Annotated in this window: 18 protein-coding genes; 6 read left to right on the top strand and 12 right to left on the bottom strand. The window is 41.0% G+C overall.

Features of this window, described 5'->3' with window-relative positions:
* Window positions 1-459: 459 nt before the first annotated feature.
* On the bottom strand, window positions 460-3,291 hold the full coding sequence (locus PULV_RS12775; protein WP_193331909.1) for a TonB-dependent receptor plug domain-containing protein: 2,832 nt from the start codon (window positions 3,289-3,291) through the stop codon (window positions 460-462).
* A 432-nt stretch (window positions 3,292-3,723) separates the two neighbouring features.
* On the opposite strand from PULV_RS12775, the gene PULV_RS12770 reads away from it, so the two are divergent.
* Window positions 3,724-4,647 (top strand): AEC family transporter, encoded by a 924-nt coding sequence (locus PULV_RS12770; protein WP_086744812.1) that lies wholly within the window; start codon window positions 3,724-3,726, stop codon window positions 4,645-4,647.
* Between the two features lie 61 nt (window positions 4,648-4,708).
* Here the strand turns inward: PULV_RS12770 and PULV_RS12765 are convergent, their stop codons facing one another.
* Both PULV_RS12765 and PULV_RS12760 read right to left on the bottom strand, forming a co-directional pair.
* Complete coding sequence (locus PULV_RS12765; protein ID WP_086744813.1) at window positions 4,709-7,603, bottom strand: TonB-dependent receptor domain-containing protein; 2,895 nt, start codon at window positions 7,601-7,603, stop codon at window positions 4,709-4,711.
* Window positions 7,604-8,146: 543 nt separating this feature from the next.
* Window positions 8,147-8,371 carry a hypothetical protein gene (locus tag PULV_RS12760; RefSeq protein WP_086744814.1) on the bottom strand — a complete coding sequence of 75 codons (225 nt, stop codon included), beginning with the start codon at window positions 8,369-8,371 and terminating at the stop codon, window positions 8,147-8,149.
* A 282-nt stretch (window positions 8,372-8,653) separates the two neighbouring features.
* Between PULV_RS12760 and PULV_RS12755 the strand changes: the two genes are divergently transcribed.
* On the top strand, window positions 8,654-10,009 hold the full coding sequence (locus tag PULV_RS12755; RefSeq protein WP_193331908.1) for an MBL fold metallo-hydrolase: 1,356 nt from the start codon (window positions 8,654-8,656) through the stop codon (window positions 10,007-10,009).
* Between the two features lie 52 nt (window positions 10,010-10,061).
* On the opposite strand, the gene PULV_RS12750 is transcribed toward PULV_RS12755, so the two are convergent.
* Window positions 10,062-11,120: a metalloprotease gene (locus PULV_RS12750; protein WP_086744816.1), complete on the bottom strand. Its 1,059-nt coding sequence runs from the start codon at window positions 11,118-11,120 to the stop codon at window positions 10,062-10,064.
* A gap of 60 nt (window positions 11,121-11,180) precedes the next feature.
* Complete coding sequence (gene pdxR / locus PULV_RS12745) at window positions 11,181-12,638, bottom strand: MocR-like pyridoxine biosynthesis transcription factor PdxR (protein ID WP_193331907.1); 1,458 nt, start codon at window positions 12,636-12,638, stop codon at window positions 11,181-11,183.
* Between the two features lie 89 nt (window positions 12,639-12,727).
* On the opposite strand from pdxR, the gene PULV_RS12740 reads away from it, so the two are divergent.
* On the top strand, window positions 12,728-13,318 hold the full coding sequence (locus PULV_RS12740; RefSeq protein ID WP_193331906.1) for a GNAT family N-acetyltransferase: 591 nt from the start codon (window positions 12,728-12,730) through the stop codon (window positions 13,316-13,318).
* Window positions 13,318-13,941, top strand: a complete 624-nt coding sequence (locus PULV_RS12735; RefSeq protein WP_193331905.1) for an FMN-binding negative transcriptional regulator — start codon at window positions 13,318-13,320, stop codon at window positions 13,939-13,941. The genes PULV_RS12740 and PULV_RS12735 overlap by 1 nt, the downstream gene beginning before the upstream one ends.
* Window positions 13,942-13,971: 30 nt before the next feature.
* On the opposite strand, the gene PULV_RS12730 is transcribed toward PULV_RS12735, so the two are convergent.
* Both PULV_RS12730 and PULV_RS12725 read right to left on the bottom strand, forming a co-directional pair.
* Window positions 13,972-15,051: a hypothetical protein gene (locus tag PULV_RS12730; RefSeq protein ID WP_193331904.1), complete on the bottom strand. Its 1,080-nt coding sequence runs from the start codon at window positions 15,049-15,051 to the stop codon at window positions 13,972-13,974.
* Window position 15,052: 1 nt separating this feature from the next.
* Window positions 15,053-15,670: a paraquat-inducible protein A gene (locus PULV_RS12725; protein WP_193331903.1), complete on the bottom strand. Its 618-nt coding sequence runs from the start codon at window positions 15,668-15,670 to the stop codon at window positions 15,053-15,055.
* Between the two features lie 171 nt (window positions 15,671-15,841).
* On the opposite strand from PULV_RS12725, the gene adhP reads away from it, so the two are divergent.
* Window positions 15,842-16,858 carry an alcohol dehydrogenase AdhP gene (gene adhP / locus PULV_RS12720; RefSeq protein ID WP_193331902.1) on the top strand — a complete coding sequence of 339 codons (1,017 nt, stop codon included), beginning with the start codon at window positions 15,842-15,844 and terminating at the stop codon, window positions 16,856-16,858.
* A gap of 52 nt (window positions 16,859-16,910) precedes the next feature.
* Here adhP and PULV_RS12715 read toward each other — a convergent pair whose 3' ends face one another.
* Window positions 16,911-17,231, bottom strand: coding sequence for a hypothetical protein (locus PULV_RS12715; RefSeq protein ID WP_193331901.1), 321 nt, complete (start codon window positions 17,229-17,231; stop codon window positions 16,911-16,913).
* 175 nt (window positions 17,232-17,406) lie between these two features.
* Here PULV_RS12715 and PULV_RS12710 point away from each other — a divergent pair, with 175 nt between their 5' ends.
* A complete protein-coding gene (locus PULV_RS12710; RefSeq protein ID WP_140372858.1) occupies window positions 17,407-18,144 on the top strand; it encodes a hypothetical protein in 738 nt (245 codons plus the stop codon).
* Here PULV_RS12710 and PULV_RS12705 read toward each other — a convergent pair.
* From PULV_RS12705 to PULV_RS12690, 4 genes are read right to left on the bottom strand one after another with little or no spacing between them, the layout of a single operon-like run.
* Window positions 18,141-18,545: a hypothetical protein gene (locus tag PULV_RS12705; RefSeq protein WP_140372859.1), complete on the bottom strand. Its 405-nt coding sequence runs from the start codon at window positions 18,543-18,545 to the stop codon at window positions 18,141-18,143. The genes PULV_RS12710 and PULV_RS12705 overlap by 4 nt on opposite strands.
* A 20-nt stretch (window positions 18,546-18,565) precedes the next feature.
* Entirely contained in the window at window positions 18,566-19,513 is a 948-nt protein-coding gene (gene lhpI / locus PULV_RS12700) for a bifunctional Delta(1)-pyrroline-2-carboxylate/Delta(1)-piperideine-2-carboxylate reductase (RefSeq protein ID WP_193331900.1), read from the bottom strand.
* A 9-nt stretch (window positions 19,514-19,522) separates the two neighbouring features.
* A complete protein-coding gene (locus PULV_RS12695; protein ID WP_193331899.1) occupies window positions 19,523-20,602 on the bottom strand; it encodes a M24 family metallopeptidase in 1,080 nt (359 codons plus the stop codon).
* Window positions 20,599-21,645, bottom strand: a complete 1,047-nt coding sequence (locus tag PULV_RS12690) for a proline racemase family protein (RefSeq protein WP_193331898.1) — start codon at window positions 21,643-21,645, stop codon at window positions 20,599-20,601. The genes PULV_RS12695 and PULV_RS12690 overlap by 4 nt, the downstream gene beginning before the upstream one ends.
* Between the last annotated feature and the right edge of the window lie 59 nt (window positions 21,646-21,704).

The following is a 21,704-nucleotide window of genomic DNA, read 5'->3' as shown; positions in this document are numbered from 1 at the left end:
CACCCCTTAAAAAAGAGCGAGGAGTATAGCGGATTAAAGCAAAGGAAGGAAAAATCTCTTGAACTTGAGCTTTGCTTTCTGCTTTTTGGCTTAGTGAATTTATAAAATACATTACCTTTCGGCTCAATAGCTATTCTGTCACCGTTGTGGTTGTAGCGATCAAGTTAAAGTGCTCAAAGTTTTTAACTGTGAGCACTAAATACTTTATAGAGAGTAAAACCTATACCTAACTGGAGCTACAAATATGTTTAGAAGTTGTTCAATAGAATCAGTTTAGAAAAATCATAAAAAGCTACCAACTGCTAATGATATCTAAGAAGTGTGAAACAAGTATAAAAAAATCCGATAAGATAACTTATCGGATTTTTTATACTCTGAAAATAGATCAATTAGTGCAGGTGGAAAACACCTAACTAATCAGGGTTATTTCTCAGAGCTTTTTACAACAACTACTTTCAATTAAAATGTAACTGTATAATTTAAAGTAAACTCACGTCCTTTAATTATCGCTGTACTAGGATAAGCAAATATATTGAAATAAGGAGAACCTTGCTCTGATGCATCATAACGAGCTCTTGAATCCATTAAGTTGTTTACACCTAAACGAATTAAGTTACTGCTATTTATTTCATAAGAAACCCCTAAGTTATACATAAATAACGGTGCATAACGGCGCTTTTCAACTTGAGTCCAATCATCTTCATCTACATCATTTGGTAATGAACCATAACGATATTGAGTTAAAACAAAATGCCATTCATCAGTATCATAGCTTAAAGAATTAGTAACTTTTGAGCGAAATTCACTGTTTTGGTAATCATCGCGATAGTCTTTCTCTATTTCATCACCGGTAAATGTCTGGCGCTCAGTTTTAAGAACATGTGAGTATTCAGTCTTGAAACCAACCACACCAAAATCAGCAATTTCATAGTCATAATCTAACTGGAAATCAAAGCCTGTTTGCTCTTGCATAGCTGCATTTATAAAACTAGAGCGTGTTTCTCTCACTTTATATGATGTATTAAACCCAGTATCTGCATAGCGATCTAATCGGCTAAATGTATCTTTACAAAGGTTGCTATTAATATCTTCAGTACCAGCTAAACAATCACGCTCCTGACGCATTACACGATCTGTTGGATATGTTCTAACTGCATCTTCCATTAAGATATTATAAACATCAAAAGTCATACTTAAGTTATCAAGAGGTTGCCAAACAAACCCAATTGTTAATGACTCACCGGTTTCTTCTTTTAGATTTTTCTCACCTTGAGAAACACCGAATACAGTATAACTTTCATTAAAGTCTTCCGTACATGTCTTGGTTAAACTATCAATATCAGCCCCAGGTATTAACACCCCTCCAGGATTTCCTTCTGCGATTGCATTACAAGAAGCTACCAATGTATAGTCGGTAACACTTGAATAAGAGCCTGATGGATCTTTAAATACATTATGTAAATCTGGAGCACGGAATGTAGTTCCCCAGTTAGCTCGAAGTAATAGTTCATCAACTGGACGATACTCAACACCAACTTGATAGGTTGGAGCACCACCCACTTGAGTATCATCATTATAATTATCGTAACGAGCAGCTAAATTCAGCAATAAACCATCTATGACAGGTACTGAAAGCTCAAGAGCGATAGCTGTTCGAGCACGCTCACCGGAACCTTCCGTTCCAGTTAAACCGGCCCACCCTTGCCCTTCTTTCCCTAAAGTACGAGGATTCACATTAATATCATATTCTGACTTTTCGTATTCCACTAAGGCCGAGAATGCGACTGCACCTGCTGGTAATTCATATAAATCACCAGTGATATTGGCTCCTGTTGTTAAGACGCTTGAATCTGATTCTGAGTTATTCAACCCAAATATTTCATTAAACCCAGCTTCGTCTAAGGGAGTAAACCATCTGTCCCAGTTAATCGATGGCGCACCACTTTCTGCATCATAAGCCACAAAGTAGTCAGAGCCGACTTCCTTTTTAACTCGGTATCCAGATTGCTCATCTTTTGATTGGCTATAAGAAGCAAAAACTTCGTAATCATAATCCTCAAGAACTGTTCCTGTGAAACTTAAAGTAGTAGTAAGCATTTGCTCATCAAACTTACTTGTATTCCCTTTTCCGAACATTTCTTGCGGCTGAAAAGTACGCTGAAGATAATTATAGTTACCGTCACCAGGGGTATAGAAATAACCACTCCCTAAATAATTTGGGCCTTCAACAATTTCATCTCGTAAAAATCGCGTATCCCAAAACTGAGATCCCTCACGTTCAGAATCAGAGTTCCAAAACAAAATATCAGCATTAAACTGGTGATCATCATTTATTTCATAACTACTATTGAAATAAATAGATGAATTTTTACGGCCATTAATCATAGTTGAAGTACCTGAAGCATCAACTCCACAATAATAACCACGAGAGGGGCGGTTTGCATGTTGCAGGCTATCAAACTGATCACATGCTTCTTTACCTGGATCTAAATATTTCCAACCATCATCAAATTGCATTGCCATCAAGGTACGAGGCATAACTAGTGCGTGTTCTGGGTAATCCTTTATATCTGAAGGGCGATCAAAACGATCATCTAACCAAGAACGCTCTTTTGCCATTAGCGCATCTTGTACATCATGATCCAATGCAAGAGTCCAATTGAAATCATTACTTTGACCGCCGGTAACAAGTGATATTTTTTTATTATTAGCACCGCCATGGGCTGTGGTAGAACCCCCAATATTCAGAGTTGTTTCTTCAACGCCTCGTTTAGTAATGATATTCATTACACCCGCAATCGCATCAGAACCATAAATTGCAGATTGTCCTCCAGTTACAATATCAATTCTTTGAATAGCAGCCATTGGGATGGTTGCAAGATTAAAAACATTATTTTGGCCATTATAGGCGCGAGGATAATTCGCGACACGTTTACCATTAAGAAGAACTAAAGTACGGTTAGGACCTAATCCACGAAAGTTAACTGTTTCTGCATTAGCTGTAAAACCACCAAAGGCTTGCCCTTGATTTGTTCCGGTAGCGGCACTTAAAGATTGAATAGCATCATACGCAGTCACGAAACCTTTGTCTGTCAAATCAGCTGCTGTGATACTAATTATTGGGGCTGCACCTTCCATATCTGAGCGTTTGATACGAGAACCTGTAACTTGGATACGCTCTACTTTTTCTACGGTTTCTTCATCTGCAGCCATTGCAAAACCACTGGCTGTAACGGCCCCTGCAAACAATGCGGTTTTAACACCGATTGCTAATAAATTTAATTTTTTCAAAATGTTTTCCCTGAAGTATGTATTTTGTTATTAGTCGTTAATAAATACGTATTTACGTGATATATATGCATATTTATGTAACGAACATTTTTTATCATAGTAAAGGGACAGATTAAAAGGCCGCTTATCACAAAGACTGTTAACAACAAATAAACATAATGTTTGAAATATGAAAACATCCCTAATACACTATATAAATCAGTAATTAAGAATTGCTGCAAAAAACACAACAATCTAAAATACAAACCAAAAAAACTCACCGTTTACAAACAGTTACAATAAAGGCAACTAAAAATCCGCCTTTAGCAAACTAATCATTTATGTAGCACTTTAAATTACAATAACCGTATTTTAGTCGTCTTTTTCAGCTTGAGCCTTTTGATCTCACCCTACTTACACGCATAATAGAGGTTTATAAGTGACGGCTATTTTATGAGTATTTTCTCAATTATTTTCCCGCTAATTTTTTTAGTATCTGCAGGTTACCTAGCCTCTGCTCAACACTTCTTGAATAAAGAGCACATCACAGGTTTAAGTCGGTTTACGTTTTATATCAGCGTTCCTGCCTTTTTATTTGTGCATATGGCGCAAGCTGATTTAAGTCAAAGTTTTAATATTGCGAGCTTGCTGGCTTTTTATATTCCGGTGATCAGCATATTTATAGTGGGTGTATTGGTTGACCGCTTTTTTATTTCAAGGCAAGCTCAACCGGCTCGTCATGCCGTATTTGCGCTCGGGACGAGTTATTCAAATACCGTTTTGGTTGGTCTACCTATTATAATTGCGGCGCTGGGTGAGCATGTGGTGGGTAATGTCTTTATGATCATCACATTTCATAGCGCATTGCTATTTGCACTGACCTTTTTGCTCAGTGCTTGTGAGAAAGGACAGTCTTTTTCATGGCGAAAATTTGCTAAAACAATGCTACTTAATCCAGTGGTATTGAGCATTTCATCTGGCATAGCGATTAACTTGGCACCATTTGGTTTACCCAGTGACCTGATTAATGGTCTGTCTTTGTTATCACAACCTGCTATCGCTTGTGCTTTATTTGTGCTCGGTGCAAACCTAACCTTTTATAAAATATCGGATGATTGGCAAGCAGCCAGTATTGCTAGTGTCATTAAGTTACTTCTTTTACCTGCATTAGTGTATCTCTTTGGCGGCTACTATCTGTCGCTTGATACTGAGATGTTAGCAGTGGTGGTTTTACTCAGCGCCTCCCCGCTTGGCGTCAATGCTTATTTAGTCGCTAATCAAATTCAACAACATCAATCAACGCTCGCCAGTAGTGTGGTTATTTCAACTTTATTGAGTGTGATCAGTTTTAGTTTCTGGTTAGCCATTTTGTTGTGATTTCAAAAAGTTCGCCAATAAAAATGCCGCTCATTTGAGCGGCATTTTTAGAAGTTATAACTTAAAAAGTTACTTTTAAGTTAGCAAACATACGGCGGCCTACAGCATCGTATATCGCTTCATTACCACCACTCGCAGCAATATATGCTGGTGGCAATTTATCAGTTAAATTACGAATACCTAAATCAACCATTGTTTTATCTGTTATATAATAACTAGCTGAAATATCATGCGTTAAAATTGAGCCTACATATGCAGGGCTTAAATCTTCTTCTATATCACCATTTGGCGACAACTCAATTCGAGCTGAACGGTCGATAAAACGAGTAGACCAAGAAACAGTTAAATCATCGAGTTTATAATTCGCACCAAAACGGAACTGCCAGCTTGGATCTCCTACTTCGCCATTTTCGACATTTACTTCATCAGGACGATTTTGGAATTCAAAATCCTCTAATTCTAATAAATGATTTACAAGAAGGTTAAAATTCACCTTGCCCGGCAGGTCTAATGCATCTAAATCAGTTCGATAATCAAATTGTGCTTCTACACCACGTGTTGTAAGTGCTGCTGCATTTAAATAGCCAGAACGAACAAGTTCAACGTCAAATGTTTCAGGATTACGATCTACTTGACTACAGAAGCTTGTATCAGGTCCACCTGTAGCATCAACACAATTATCTACAACGCTTTGTGATGCAATAAAAGAAATAGCATCTTCGATTTCAATATCATAATAATCAATCGTTATAGAGAAATTATCAATAAAAGTTGGAGTCCAAACTGCACCAACAGTCAAAGAGGTTGAAGTCTCAGACTCTAACTCAGGGTTACCACCGCTCAACGCATCGACACTTACGTTATCATTTGCCTCAAAGCCATCGGGCATTCCAATCGCTTTACAGTTCGCGGTACGATCTGGATCATTATTAATTCTATCTGCATCGCATGGATCACTGATATTAGCAAAACCAGGTGAAACAGGACTAAAAGCTTCTGAAATATTAGGTGCTCTTACAGCTTGACCATAAGTTCCGCGTAAACGTAAGTCATCAATTGGAGCCCATAGCAAACCAATTTTCCAAGCATCAGCCTTGCCCGCATGAGAGTAATCTGCGGTTCTGAACGCTGCATCCAATGATAATTCTTTAGCAAATGCCACATCAGTCAAAATAGGTAATGTTATTTCAACAAAACTTTCTGTAACATCATATTCACCGTATGAATCAGGAGTAGCTGCGTTAGTTAGAAATCCAGCCTTTGTAAACTCATCTGTAATACTTTGTGACGTTTCCTCACGGTACTCAAACCCTGTAGCAAACCCAATTGGACCACCTTGAAGTTCAAAAAACTCAGCGGTATCAAATGTAATTGAGCCACCGACAATTTGCTGAGTTATTTTATCTGTACGTGTAACGTCAGCAGAAACCCAATCTCTTGCTTCTGCTGAGGCTTGATTATAACCAAATGGGTTATATGCTACACAATCACTGCCATTGACTTTAGCTGGGTCTGAATAACCATCGCCTTGTAAGCTTGGCACTTGACTGCGACAAACAATATTTCCTGAATCAGGATCAACAACAGCATCAAGTGCAGCAACTAGATTAGTTGGAATAAGATCGTTGAGAGTTTGACGGCGATTATCCGACTGGCCATAAACATAATACGCGTCAAAATTAAAGTCTGTATCACTCAATACAAACGCACCTTCAAAGCCACCTACTACTCTGAATAATTCACGTTTATTATCTGCTGAGCGGTTTCCTAATTCACCGAAGAATTTCGCAAATGCAATATCAGTTGTTCCGTCAGCAAGGAGTGAATCTCTTAATCCTGCATCCAAAAATGGATTGTCTTCTACATTAATTGAAACATTACCAAAGCGGAATGATGGCTGAAATTGCTGCTGTACTTCTGTACGTACAAATTTGAAGTCACTGTAAAAGCTTACCTGATCATTTAGTTCAAAATTAAATGTACTTCCCACTGTCGTTTTATCTAATTCTGGGTACACATTTTCATAATCTTGAGGCTTAAAGCAATACTGGCAGCCATCAGGAAAGTTTCCGAACGCAAAACTACCTGTATATTGACGATTTGGCATCAATATAGGTTGACCTGCATTATCGAATGTCCAAATTGTATCAGCTGCACCAAATGGATTAATCACACCATTTTCGCCAATCCGCTCAGACATAACATTAGGCACGGTAAAACGATCGACAATACCATCATCTTCACCAGTATTTTCAGGGTTATTTACAGTTCCCCAATTTGAGGTTTGGCGCAAATCAGTCGCCATCACTTCACGAATGCGATCTTTTCCAAGGAAGAAAGTGATGTTACCACGACCATCAGCCATGTCAGCACCACCCAATAAGCTAAATGAGTAATTTTCAGAGCCGACACCTTCTGTTGAGTTACCATATTGAGCGTTAAACTCTAAACCTTCAAAATCGCGCTTCAAAATTACATTCACAACACCAGATACAGCATCAGAACCATAAATAGCAGATGCACCACCAGTAATGATTTCTACTCTTTCAATGAGAGCTGAAGGAATTGTTGATAAATCAACTTGTGAAGATCCAGGAGACCCCGCAACATGACGCTTTCCGTTAACAAGCACAAGCGTACGAGATGCACCTAAACGACGTAAATCAGCTGAACTTACACCAGCTGAATCATTCCTGTCGTTGTTACCAACAAGTGTTGAAGTAGCACCTATAGAAGGTAACTCCGCTAAAATACTACCTAAATCTGGGCTACCTGACTTTGCAATATCTGAAGCTGTTAGCGTTACAACTGGAGTGGGTTGCGATAACTCTGCACGAGCAATACGAGAACCTGTAACTTGAATTTTTTCAACTTCAGCCATTTGCTCTTCTGAGTTTGCCATTGCAAAGCTGCTACCTGCTACCGCACCAGCCAACAATGCGGTTTTAACACTCATTGCTAATATGTTTAGTTTTTTCAAAATGAATTTCCCTGAATTTTTGTTTTGTTGTTTCTAAAAATAAAACAATTGCATTGCTTGATTTTAGATTGGCTCTTTTTTACCACATCCAGAAATTTAAAAAAGAACCACAAAAACAACCACATATAAACAACTAATTAACAGCATGATGGATTAACGATCAAAAAAAACTTTTTATATGTGTTTTCATAATCTTGAAAAAGTAAACAATTTGATAAATCACTCCAGTAAATTTAACAACAAAAAAGTCATTTACATTCGTTTACAATGCTAGTTCAGATTTCATACCAACATTCAATTATCAAGCTGTAACTTAAAAATATCTTAAACCCACATTACATACACAAGCCTTTTACAATTTAGGAATATACACGCTATCACTATGGCTTTTTCATCCAATGAACAGCGCTAATATCAAGCTGAACTGCCAGCAACGACCTAATAACAGGCACAAAAAAGCCCCTGACACCATGCATCAGAGGCTTTTAAAATTGAGCAATTAACCTGAAATCAGGCTAATTAGTGATCTGAGCGGTATTTCGCTGCATCAATAATTGCCCAAATATAGACGATTGGCAGTAACACCCAACCGACGAGCACCCAAGTCAATGCACCTGAAATAACCCAAGATAAGAAAAATGCGATAGCGGGTAAAATTCGCCCTTGTACCAATTGGCCTAAACCTGGAAAAAAAATATTACAAATCGCGGCAATAACATTTCCACCTGAACCTTGTCCTGACATAGTCACCTCTCCATTTTCGTTTTTATTAGCTTTAACAATGATATCTGTATTGTTTAAGATAATATCGCAAGTTAGCGTCGAATATTAATTTACTCTCTTTCAATCAATTTATATGCCAATTAAATTTCATTTAAAAACAATGCATTAAAACAAACAGAACGACCCGCGTGACTAACATTTAGTATGATAGCCTAATTTTTAGTGAAATCACCCGCTCATTCTTTGCGCTTAATCAAGTCACTCTTTTTATCTCAGTCTACGCTTGAGTAAAAGGAGTACGCGATGCAATTAACATTTTTAGGTGCCGCAGGCACTGTGACAGGCTCTAAATATTTATTACAAGTCAACAACAAAAACATTTTAATCGACTGCGGGTTATACCAAGGAGTCAAGAATTTCAGAGAACGAAACTGGGCCCAACTTCCCTTTGATATAAAAGAGATTGATGCTGTTGTGCTCACACATGCCCATATTGATCACTCTGGTTATTTGCCCGTCTTATACAAACAAGGCTATCGCAGCGCAATTTTCAGCTCGTTCGGCAGCTTTAAACTGTGTGAAATTTTGCTACCCGACGCAGGCTACTTGCAAGAAGAAGACGCAAAATACGCCAATGACAAACGTTTTTCGAAGCATCACCCTGCTCAGCCGTTATACACAGTCGAAGATGCTAAAGCCTGCCTAAATCTGTTTGTCCCAACTGAATTTCATCACAAAACTGAAATTGCAGAAGGAGTATTTCTCACTTTGCGCCATGCCGGTCATATCTTAGGTGCCTCAACCGTTGAAATAACCACTCAACACCAATCGATTATTTTCAGCGGTGATGTCGGTCGCCATGATGATACGATTATGCACTCACCTGAGCCTCTCCCCGCATGCGATACTTTAGTGGTTGAGTCTACTTATGGCGATCGCCGTCATCAAACATTCGATAGTGAAAGCCTGCTTGCTGATGCTATCAACGATACTCTCAAGCGCGGTGGCTGCTTTTTAATGCCCGCATTTGCTGTAGGCCGAGCGCAGCTCATGTTGCATTTAATTCAAACACTCAAAGCAGCTGGGCGCATTCCTAACGTGCCGGTTTATTTAAATAGCCCCATGGCCATCAAAGCCACCAGCGTTTATAACCATTTTCATCAAGAGCACAAACTCACTTCAGAGCAATGCACTGCGATTGATGAAGGCACGCAATATGTAAAAACCATGGAAGAATCAACGCTTCTGATCAGCAAAGTCATGCCTGCGATTATTATTTCTGCCAGTGGTATGGCAACGGGTGGTCGTGTACTTCATCATCTAAAAAGCTTACTACCTGATGATAAACACACGATTGCATTTTTAGGTTATCAAGCCGCAGGAACCCGTGGTGAGGCATTAATCAATGGAGCGACCCGCATCAAACTTCATGGTGAATACGTGCCTGTGCGCGCAAAAATACTCAATCTAGACTGCTTTTCTGCGCATGGGGATTATCAAGACATCATCAACTGGCTCAAGCAAGCTCAGGCACTGCCTAAAAAAATATTCATTACTCATGGTGAGCCCAAAGCCAGCGACGTGATGCGTTGCCATTTAAAGGAACAATTAGACGTGGAAGCAACCGTTGCTGAATATTTGCAACAAGTGCAGCTTTAGCTTGCACCACATAAAAAACGCAGCTAATGCTGCGTTTTTTATTCGTCGATGATTAGCTCGATAGGATTTTCATCGGCAAGGACAGTATTTCACTCTGAGAATCTGCAAAATGGTAAATAATCGCCACATGACCTGCAACGACTAAACAATACCAAAGAGCAGAAAACACTCGGCCATACATATCCAGTGGCACTAAATGAGAAAAATGACGCTGACGCCACTCAAAGACGACTTCCAATGCCCCTAAAAACAAGAAAAATACCAACAGCATTAAACCAAAGATATAAGATATCCACAGTCCAAATACGACGCCAGCTAGACAAACAGATAATCCCACCCAAGAGCGCATTGAAAAGCTAATGCTTTTGAGGACATGACCACCATCCAGTGGCAGCATTGGCAAGAGGTTAAATAAATTCAATAACGCACTTAATACCGCCGCACCTGCAAACAACTCAAGATCGGTGGCGTAATAAAGCACCAAACACAATATCGACATAAACAAGCCAAACACAGGCCCCATGATTGAAATCACTACGTCTTGCCAACGAGTGGTAATTTTTTCATCCGACACGGCCAGCCCACCCACAAAAGGAATCAAATAAATCCCTTTTGTTTTAATGCCAAAATATTTCATCGCACGCACATGGCCATATTCATGCACCACTAAACACGCCACCAGCATTAAGGCAAATTCAAGCGTAAACAGCCAAGCATAACCCGCAATCGACGCGCCTGCTAACGTCGCTTTAATCACCTTTGCACTTTTAAATAACTTAAAACCCAAAGCAGCCAGACCAAACCAGCCTTTTTTGCTTGTTGCTGAATCACCACTTACATCAATCAGCGGATACTGCACCCCTTCGATATACTCGCCATTAACTGAAACCTGCATTCTCACCGTGTCAGCGGCAAAATCAGGTAACAAGCTCATTGATATTTCTTGCTGAGCCCCTTGATGTTCAATAGAAAAATGATGGGTGCTGCTTGAGTCTGTACTGGCTAACATTTCACTTTGTAGTTCACTGTTTGCAAATATTTTTTGGGTTAGATCTGGATAGAATTCAATGCGCAGCGCTTGGCCAAACATTTCAAGTTGAAGTTGTTTCATGATTTACAGCATTTTTTGTGTGATAGGCCATTGTAACGCTTGCAAACAAAGATCCCCAAATTAATTGTGCGCATACAGCTGCTCGACAATAATCGCCAATCCAGCACGCATTTTTTCTTCATCTTGGCCCGCAAAACCCAAACGAATATAACTCACGGTACCAAGAGAGCCAGCCACAAATTCATCTTCCGTTTGTAAATATACCCCCTGCTTTTCGAGAGCGGCTTTTAAACCAATCACTGAACGGTGCACGTTGACCCAAAGCGCCATCCCTCCATCTGGAACTCGAAATTCGATCGGATAACCTAATTCTTGATAACCTTGCAACTCATTCACTATGGCGATTAGTCGGCTTTGGTAAAGCTTTGTCATGCGCCGCAAATGGCGCTCAAATCCTCCCGTTTGCATCCAAAATGCGACAGCTTGCTGCATGACGATATCATTTTTATGATTGATAATTTGCTTCAAGCCACTGAGCTGAGTAATCACTTCTCGTGCGCCATGAATATAACCAACCCGCGCCCCAGCAAACATCAATTTAGAAAAAGTGGATAAGTAAATCACTCGCCGAGCGGGGTCATCAGCCGCCATTGGTTGCAGTGGCTGGCAGGCATAATGAAATTCGTGATCATAATCATCTTCGATGATGATGACATTATAGTCGCAGGCCAGCTGATACAACCGCATTCGTCTAGCGATTGAGAGAGTAAGTGTGGTGGGATACTGATGCAAAGGGGTTAAATACACTAATTTAATCCCACCTAGTTGCAACTGGCGTTCAAAATCAGCGATACACAAACCTTCGCTGTCTTGGGCAATAGTCACCAAATTAGCTCCACATTCTGAAAATGCTGCACGAGCGGGAGGATATCCTAATGCTTCAACCGCGACTTTATCACCTGGGTTAAGTAATGCTTTGGCAATTAAAAACAATGCTTCCTGAGAGCCATTACAAATCATCACTTGTTTATCGTCGACAGGCTGAATACCACGAGCACGACGTAAATACTCACCTACTTGCTGCTTCAGTAATTTTGAACCATCTGCTTCACCATAGTGAAACGAAGCAAACGCGCTGTGTTGACTCGACTTAACCAAAGCCCGTTGAAATTCGCGATATGGAAACTGAGTTAAATCAGGTAATCCACCAGCAAAGCAATATTGATAATCACTGATGTTTCTTGCTACTTGATAAGGTAAAGGTCGAGTAAATTCAAATTGATGAACCGGCACACTCGGCTGAGGTGTGGCAGTACAACTTTGTGTTATCGGGAGCGCTTGATTGACGCGATAACCCGAACGCTGATGAGCAACAATCCACCCTTCAGCAACCAATTCAGCCAGCGCATTCATCACCGTATGCCGATTGACCTTTAAAACCTTGGCAAATTCCCGTGCTGAGCTGAGTTTTTCTCCTGGTTGAAGTAAGCCCTTTTTAATCGCCTCACGCAGCGCATGCGCCAATTGCAAATATTTAGGTGAAGAGGATTTGGTCAAGGTGAGTTCAAGTGGATGCATTCTGGTCTAGGAAAATAATCAAAACTGGTTGTTAACCTTATACCAAAACAACTTAATAATCTGCTTAATATTGTTGAAGGAGTCATCACATGCAATTTGAAAAAGTCACCTTACAAACTGATAAAGTGGCCTTAGTCCCACTAGAAAACGACCACCTACCGACTTTACTTCAAGCTGGGCAAAACCCTAGCATTTGGCAGTGGGTGTTTGAAAACTACTGCTTAAACGAGCACACACTCGCGACATGGTATCAATCGAGCGCCCAATTTGATGCCAAACAACAACTTGTTTTTGCAACGTTTGATAAAGCCAGCCACACCTTAGTAGGCACGACTCGTCTGTTTCGCTTAGACACATATAATCACAGCCTTGAAATTGGCCACACCTTTATTCATCCTGACTGGCAGCGCAGCCACATCAACACACACGCTAAATACTTAATGTTGAAATATGCGTTTGAAACGCTCGGTATAGTCCGAGTGTCATTTGTCACTCACGAAAAAAACACCCGCTCTCGTAATGCGATCAGTCGCTTAGGCGCGACCTTTGAAGGGATCATTAGAAAAGTACGTCTTTTACCCAGTGATACATATCGTAGCAGTGCGCAATTTAGTATCACTGATGATGATTGGCCCACCATCAAAGCCACACTTGAAAAAATTATTGAGGAGCAGCAGTAATGTACCCGAGTCAACATTATCAAAGCCAAAATCTGTCTTTATTGCTGCACATCATCGAGCAATCACCCTTGGCAACTTTATTGTTTAATCAGGCAGGTGAGCAATGGCCTCATATCAGCCACATTCCATTCATTTTCGACCAAGGAATGTTGATTGGGCATATCAGTCGTTTGCACCCGCTTGCAAATCAACTCACTCAAGGGGATGTTGAGCTCAAACTCATATTTAATGGCCCAGATGGTTATATTTCTCCGCTTTATAGTCCTGATGCACAAACGGTTCCTACCTGGAATTACGCCAAAGTGGTTGTCACAGGACAAGCGAGTATCGTGAGCGATAAAACCGAACAAGGTGCACTGATGGCACAAATTAGTCATCATTTTGAACAACAATTACATTATCAATTTTCTGCCGAGCCTTGGTCTATCGATACACTCCCCACTAAGCATCTCGATGCCATGATAAACGCCATCAGTATTTTCAAGGTCGCAATTTGTCGTACTGAAGGGAATATAAAATTGAGCCAAAATAAACCACCTTTGGCTATCGAGGCAATGACCAAACACCTTAAGGCTCACCAACAACCTGACTTAGCCGCGCTAATGAACAGAGCGCAAAGTTAATTGCACCCTGTTGTTGAGATTCTCTCAAACCTATTGAGCCGTTAAGTCACTCATGTCATAAATTTGGGCAAAAGAAGCCGTCACTGTATTGAGGTTAATTTGCCCTTCATTAAGCACTGTATCACGACTACCTGGCCCCGAAACACGCCACACAAAACGTGGCAATACTGCGTCTTGTGTTGGTTTGACTAGTTGTGCTTTAAACGTTAAATCAATATCTAAATGCTCAACTTGTTTTTCTTCGCGCTGCGCATCTTTGTACAAAGAAAAACCATAACTTGCCCCAAGCACAGCTATGTTTCCGGTGAATTGATGGCTATTTTGCAAAAAAACATACTGATAGCTAATGGCTAATTCTGGTACTTGCTCACCCGCTAAAGCGGCATCAAAAATAAAATCCAGCTGCGCACTTTCATTAGGCATCAACTGCGAAAATTGCGTTTCAAAAATAGGCTTCGCTAAGCCCGTTAAATTTGCCACCTTACTCGACACATTTGCAATAAAGCCGATGCCATCATTTGTTTTATCTAATGGCCACGCAAGCTCACCTTGCTGCAAGGTTTCATCTTGGTCAGAATCCAATCGAGATTGTAAAACTACTTGTTCTTCAGCTTGTTTAGCTAGCTCAAGATCACCGCTCAGCACCAACTTTAATTGCTGGCTAAAATCATCCTCAACCGAAGCTATTGGAGTGTGACAAAACCCGCTCAGTGACAAAGTGCTAAAGCGTGAAATAGCTAATTGGTCTTTCGCTTGTTGGCAATCAAGACTAAGGCTTTTTGCTAAATTAACCGATTTAAGGGATGTTAAATCACTCAGTGGCAACAAGGATGTTACGCCGTTATAGGTTAATTGTAGGCTGGTCAATTCTGAAAGAGACTCAATACCATCGAGTTTTAATACTGGAGTTTCTGCAGTTGCAGGACACGATAACGAGGTTATCTCATAAGTATATTGGTATGTATTATCTTCTACTAGCTTGTCTATACAAGATTTGATCTGACTATCGGCAAAGGTTACATCGGAAATATTAACCGGATCATCATCAGAGCACGCAGCCAGCAATAACGCACTAACACTCACGACTATGAGCTTTTTATTTTGAAACATCTCAAACTTCCTTTTCTTCTTTATTACTCGAGACAAAATAACTCGATAAAATAGCGCAAATACAATAACCAACAAAATACCAAAAACCCTGCCCAAGCTCAGCTTGCATCACCAATAACTCACCCATTTGACCATCTGCGTTACCGGCTAAATAAGTCACAATCAGCGCAATCACAAACACATCAGCCATACTCCATTTGCTGATCAATTCAATAAAGCAGCCTAACAAACGCCTAAATTTACATCGGTGCAATAAGGTATAAAGCAGCTGTGATGTGAGTTTTATTATCGGCACAATCACTGCAAATAAAGCCACTAATCCTGCAACGAGTAAATTACCGTTGTTTTTAAGCTCAGTGACTGTCCCAAAAATACTGCGTGTTTTTTGATAGACTTCAACTTGCCCTTCTAATTTATCAAGCCCTAACATACCAGAGACCATTTGCAGCATCCCTCGCGAGCGACTCCCTCCCTCATCAGCGAGCATTTCTATACCTGTTTGCGCCAGTTGAGACTTTTCAATGTGCCCAGTTAATGTCAACACAGGTAAGGTCACTCCGGGGATGAGTAGACCCAGCGCGACTAAAATTAACAGGCCTGATATCAGTTTTTGTTTCATCGTTTTTACATTTTCTAAAACCATAATGGTGCATGCTAACACTGCGCAATGGCACTGTCTGTGGTTTTTTGTAAAGCAAATTAACGTATTAATAACCACCAATTATTTGATCTAGTTCAGATCTTTTGTCAGCGTATTATTTAAAATTGCTTCAGTTAATAGGAGGATGATATGAAAGCAGCGGTCACACACGGTTATAAACAACCACTGGTAATTGAAGAACGCCCCACCCCACACATTGAAGGACACGATGTCTTGGTTAAAATTCATGCCTGCGGCGTCTGCCATACCGATTTGCATGCATGTCATGGCGATTGGCCCGTTAAAGCGACCCTCCCTTTAGTACCTGGGCATGAAGGTGTTGGTGAAATTGTCGCTTTAGGTGATCAAGTCAGTCATTTAAGCATTGGCGATCGCGTTGGCATTCCATGGCTTTACAGTGCATGTGGGCACTGCGAATATTGTTTAAGTGGTGATGAAAACCTCTGCTCAGCCCAGCAAAACGCGGGTTACTCCGTCGATGGAAGTTATGCTGAATACTGTAAAGCCCATGGCGATTATGTCATTAAAATCCCTGATAATTTAAGTTATGTTGCAGCTGCACCGCTGTTTTGCGCCGGAGTCACGACATACAAAGCACTCAAAGTCGCTCAGATTAAACCGGGCGATTGGGTGGCAATTTTTGGTATCGGTGGACTGGGTCATCTGGCGGTGCAATATGCGGTCGCAATGGGGTTAAATGTGGTCGCCATCGATACTGGCGCAGATAAACTCACCCTCGCGAAAGAGCTGGGGGCAGAGATCTGCCTAGACTTTAAAACGGACGATGTTGTCGCACAAATTCTTGCCCTAACACAAGGAGGAGTGCATGCCAGTATTTGTACCGCTGTGAGTAAAGCGGGCTTTGAGCAAAGCTATCGCGCCATTCGCCGTGGTGGTAAATGCGTATTGGTAGGATTACCTCCAGAAGAAATGCCCATTCCTATTTTTGATACCGTACTCAATGGGGTGAGTATTATTGGTTCAATTGTCGGCACTCGCCAAGATTTAGTTGAATGCCTCGATTTTGCGGCGCGTGGTAAGGTCAAGGCCATCACCATTGAAAAATCACTCGAAGACATTAATGCAATCTTTACCGATATGATTGAAGGTGAAATCAATGGCCGAGTTGTGATGACCATGGCTTAAACACCCCGATATAACACTCACTCCAAACAAGTTTTTGTCTTTGAGTGAGTGTTTAATGCTTAATCAGTACTTCACACTCTTTATCTAACCCTAAACTGAGCGCTTTTTGTTGGCACAATGCCAATGCCTTTTCTTCCGCTCGACTGGTACTGGTGTAGCCATAAGCATAACCCCAGGCACTGCCTTGAGCAGTATGAACATATGCAAATGCTTTGCGCCCTTTGTGTTCTTTGAGCTCATCTAAATTCATTCTGGCATCGTACTCAGGTAATGACTCCCTGACTTGTTGGAATTTTTCATCGAACTCACTGGTCATGCTGCACGCACTCACTGCTAATGAAAATACAATCAAGATTAGTTTTTTAGCTTTCATTTCATACTCTTAAATACTTTTTTGTAGCTTAACGACAAATGAACAAAAAAGGAACAAACACTCAACAATTTCTCACTCTTCGATGCTTGCTAAACCCATACCATCTGGCACATAGTAAGCAGGCTCAACTAAAAGTTTGCCCAACCAATATTTGCATAACACCCTAGGATCACAGATGAAAAACACAATACTCCTCAGCGCATCATGCTTACTTTTGGCATGCCAAACCACCACGCCACTGCCAATCATGCCCCACTCTACTGAGTTTTTGGCCAACAGCCAGTTTTATAGTGTTGATGAGCAAGCTGAATTTTGGCATGAAGATAAAATGAATGTCGCCATAGGCCCTTACAGAGTTAGCAATATGAATATCGGCTGGCAAACGAGCAGTGAAGATGGGACTCGCGCCTTAATCAATGACTTGGGATATAACCAACAAACAACCCAATCAGAACAAGCGTTTAGTTACCAATTTACGGGCCCTGATGGTACAAGCTCAGTGCAATGCGTACAAAATACCAGCGAATATGAGCAATCATGGACAATCAATAAAGGGTTCAGCTTACCGCTAAATTTTAATGCGAGCTTTAGTTACGCCTGTCAGTTTCAGCAAGAAAAAATCCAATGGCAATTATTGGTATTAGCGGACAATTTTGGCAAAGTAAGTTACCAATTACACAATAATCAGGGAGATACCTTCACAATAAACGCACTCAATCATAACCAGTTACCACTCCCACAGCGCAGTTTTATTGGCTTTGAATTTTATGACCAACAAAAAATAGCCGCGATTTCGATGAATAACCCCGCTGAGTTATGGTTACTGAATGACTTACCCGCTGCAAAGCAGCAAGTTGTGTTCATTAGCCTGCTCAATCTCTGGTATATGAAGCATGCCTTACAAGCTCATTAACTCAAGCCAAGTTGTGAATAACTAATGACTAACGTGCCTATTAGCATAAACACGACGGCAACATAAGGGTGCTTTAGCGACCGCATTTGAATACGTTCGGGCGCGTGTGGATCAACCAATAAATGGCAGTCCGATTGCGTGACATAGCTATTGTAAAAATGCTTGTCATAATTCATTACCACACTAAAGCGCTGCTGCTCAAAAGAATATTCAACCAACATTTGTTGGTTAGCCGCTGTGGCAAATGGCATCGCTTTATTGCTTGAAACAAGCGTGACAGCTTCGACTTTACAGACTCGCCATGTGCGTTTTTTCATCGTTTGTAGCGCATGGCGAACAAAAGGCTCTAACCCTAAAAAGACCACCACCATACCCAATAAAGTCAGTTCAAGTTCCATCATTGCATCCTTTGATTATTATTTTATGATGCTAGCTCTTTTTTATACACAGTATGTGCCGCAATCAAATCACTTAATGCCGTGCCTACCGATTTAAACAAAGTAATTTCATTCTCGTCACGCCTTGCATACTGTTTATTTGCACATAAATCAGCTAATTGCGCTTTGATATGCGCTTCTGTAATGGCGCCTTCGGCAATTGGTAATAACAATTCGCCCGCTTCATTCATCACATTAACGATACTATCTAAGTACACACTCGCGCGAACCACAGTTTTCGTATCACACTCTCGACAATCTTTATGGTGATTACCTATCAAATCAATATGCACACCTGCTTTAAGCCAGCGCCCATCAAATAGCGGCTCTTTCGCTCCGGTTGCGCAACTAATAATGTCAGCTTCTTCTACAGCTGATTGCACATCGCCACATAAACTGAACATAATATGCGGATAAATTGCCTCTAGCTGCGCAATTAATGCCTCTGCTTTGATTTGATTGCGCGCAGCAACGAGCACCTTTGTGAGCGGCCTAACACTGAGGTGGGCTGCAATCATAAAACGAGCTAAATTACCCGCGCCAAAAAACAATAAGGTCTGGCTGTTTTCTCGGGAAAGATACTTCGAAGCCAATGCCGATACAGCGGCAGTTCGCCAATACGTGACAGTAGTGCCATCAACAAGAGCCAGCGGCACACCGTGTTTACGATCAAACAACATGATTTTTGAATACAAAGATTCATACCCTTCATTGCTATTTTGAGGAAAATAGGTAAATGATTTCACCCCTATCACCTCTTCATTCCAGGCTGGTAACACAGCAAAGGCATTATGGGCAGCATCACCTGGGAGCAATTCAAACACTTGTCGTTTTGGCATAGAGAATTGGCCAGAAAATCCTTTATCTAACGCAGCAATTAAACTTGGAAAGTCTAATGATGCCTCAACTTGTTGTTTGTCTATCACTCGCATAGCTATCTCTTATATTTCAAAAGGTTTAGGCGCGTGGGTTAGTACCTGACACCCTGACTTCGTAATTAAATAATCGTCTTCTAAACGTACTCCACCCAAGCCTGGGATATAAATTCCAGGTTCAATGGTAATAATATTGCCAGGCTCTAAACAGTAATCGGTTTTAGGACCTAAAATTGGCTGTTCATGCAAAAAAAGCCCCACCCCATGCCCCAAACCTTCACCAGCCCATTGAGCATACGCAGATGATTGCAGTACAGCTTGGGAAGCCAAATATACATCATGGCCATTTACACCCGGCTTAAGTACTGACACAGCCGCTTGTTGCGCTGCACTGACCGTATCATAAATAGCTTTTTGCTCATCATTGGCGGCACCTAAAATATAGCTTCGTGTCATATCAGAACGATACCCATTAATCACCGCACCAAAGTCGAGGGTGATAAAATCCCCTTCATGCAACTGTTGCTCACCCGGATTGCCGTGCGGCAACGACGTACGCTCAGCAAAAAGCATAATGGTGCTAAAAGCCATGCCTTGTGAGCCAAGCTTTTGTAAGCGGTACTCAAGCTCTAATGCAACATCTCGCTCAGTCACTCCCGCTTTGAAATAACCCATCGTTTCTGCTAAAGCTTGATCGGCAATGGCTGCAGCTAGTTGCGTTTGTTTGATTTCCCAATCATCTTTAACCATCCGCTGGCGTTCAATTAATCCAGTGACAGCCTGTATTTCACGATTACCTAATTCACTCTCAATCCCGTGCCATGCACTAACATTAATAAAAGCGGCATCAAACCCCAGCGCTTTGACATCAAACAAGTGGCGACCAATACACGCTCCTAAGCTTTCATTATCACGGTCTCGTGACACGACTTCAAAACCCTGACATTCATTTTTAGCACGCTCGAAATAGCGATAATCAGTAATTAAAAACTGATGTTTAGGTGTGATAATTGCGTACGCGGCATTACCGGTAAACCCTGTAATATATTGAATGTTTTCATGGCCTAAAATTAACAGACCATCTAATTGGCGTTCGGTTAATTGGCTCAGTAATTGTTGCTGACGCTGTAAAAAAATTGCTTTCATCGAAAAATAAACCCATGTGAGAGAGGATCGGTCAAATCAAAATAAAACTCGTTTTTGCCCGTCACAAACGCAGTGCCGGAAACTTCAGGCACAATAGCCTGATATGGACCAAATTGGCAGTGCGAGTGCACACTGACACTAAACTGAGACCCTAAAATACTCTCAATGTTGATTTCATCCCCTAAGTGCAATTGACCTTTTGCATAACACAGGGCAGCTCGCGCTGAGACTCCCGTACCTGTTGGGCTACGATCTAACTCACCATTAGCAAAAATACATACATGTCGACTATGGGAGTCAACCTGTAAAGTTTGTTGTTCACTGGTAAAAATAACGCCATATAAAAAACTCAGTTCATCAGCAAAAGGATGACTCACCGGTGTACTTTTCATTACAGCTTGTTTGATCTGCTGACCAAACATGATGATCTGATTGCTATTGTCAGCCCCGAGGCTTAAACCAATAGTGTCAGCATCCACAAAAGCATAAAACGCACCACCGTAAGCCAAATCAAACTGCACCCGCCCAACACCTTCCACATCGAGCCACTGATCAGCTAAAGCGAGAAATGATGGCACATTACGAAAAGAGGTCCTCATAACGCGACCTTGCTCAACCAGCACTTGCGACTCAATCAGCCCAGCAGGTGTATCGATTTTAAGTAAATTAATGCCTTCATCAACATCAATCACGTTTGCTTCAACTGCAGCCTTAGATAAAGCAATAATGGCATGCCCGCACATGGTGCTATAACCTTCGTTATGCAAAAACAGTACGCCAAAATCACTCTGTGGACGCTCTGGTTCAGTAATCAACGCGCCATACATATCTGCATGCCCACGCGGCTCAAACATTAGCGCAGTGCGTAAATGATCATAATGGGTTAGACAAAATTGGCGTTTTTCGAGGATCGTTTCCCCATCGAGCATAGGGAAACCAGCGGTGACAATCCGTAAAGGCTCCCCTGCGGTGTGCATATCTAAACTGGTGATCACGCGTTGCTCAATAGGCGGCTGCCAATCAGCAAAAGAATTTGAGTTCATATTAACGTTAGCAAAAAGTTAATTTTGCATACAATATACCTCAATTTAAAACTAATCAA

The sequence above is a fragment of the Pseudoalteromonas ulvae UL12 genome (genome assembly GCF_014925405.1).
GTDB lineage: Bacteria > Pseudomonadota > Gammaproteobacteria > Enterobacterales > Alteromonadaceae > Pseudoalteromonas > Pseudoalteromonas ulvae.
Note: the sequence above shows the minus strand (reverse complement) of the source record. Positions and strands in the feature narration are given on the sequence as shown.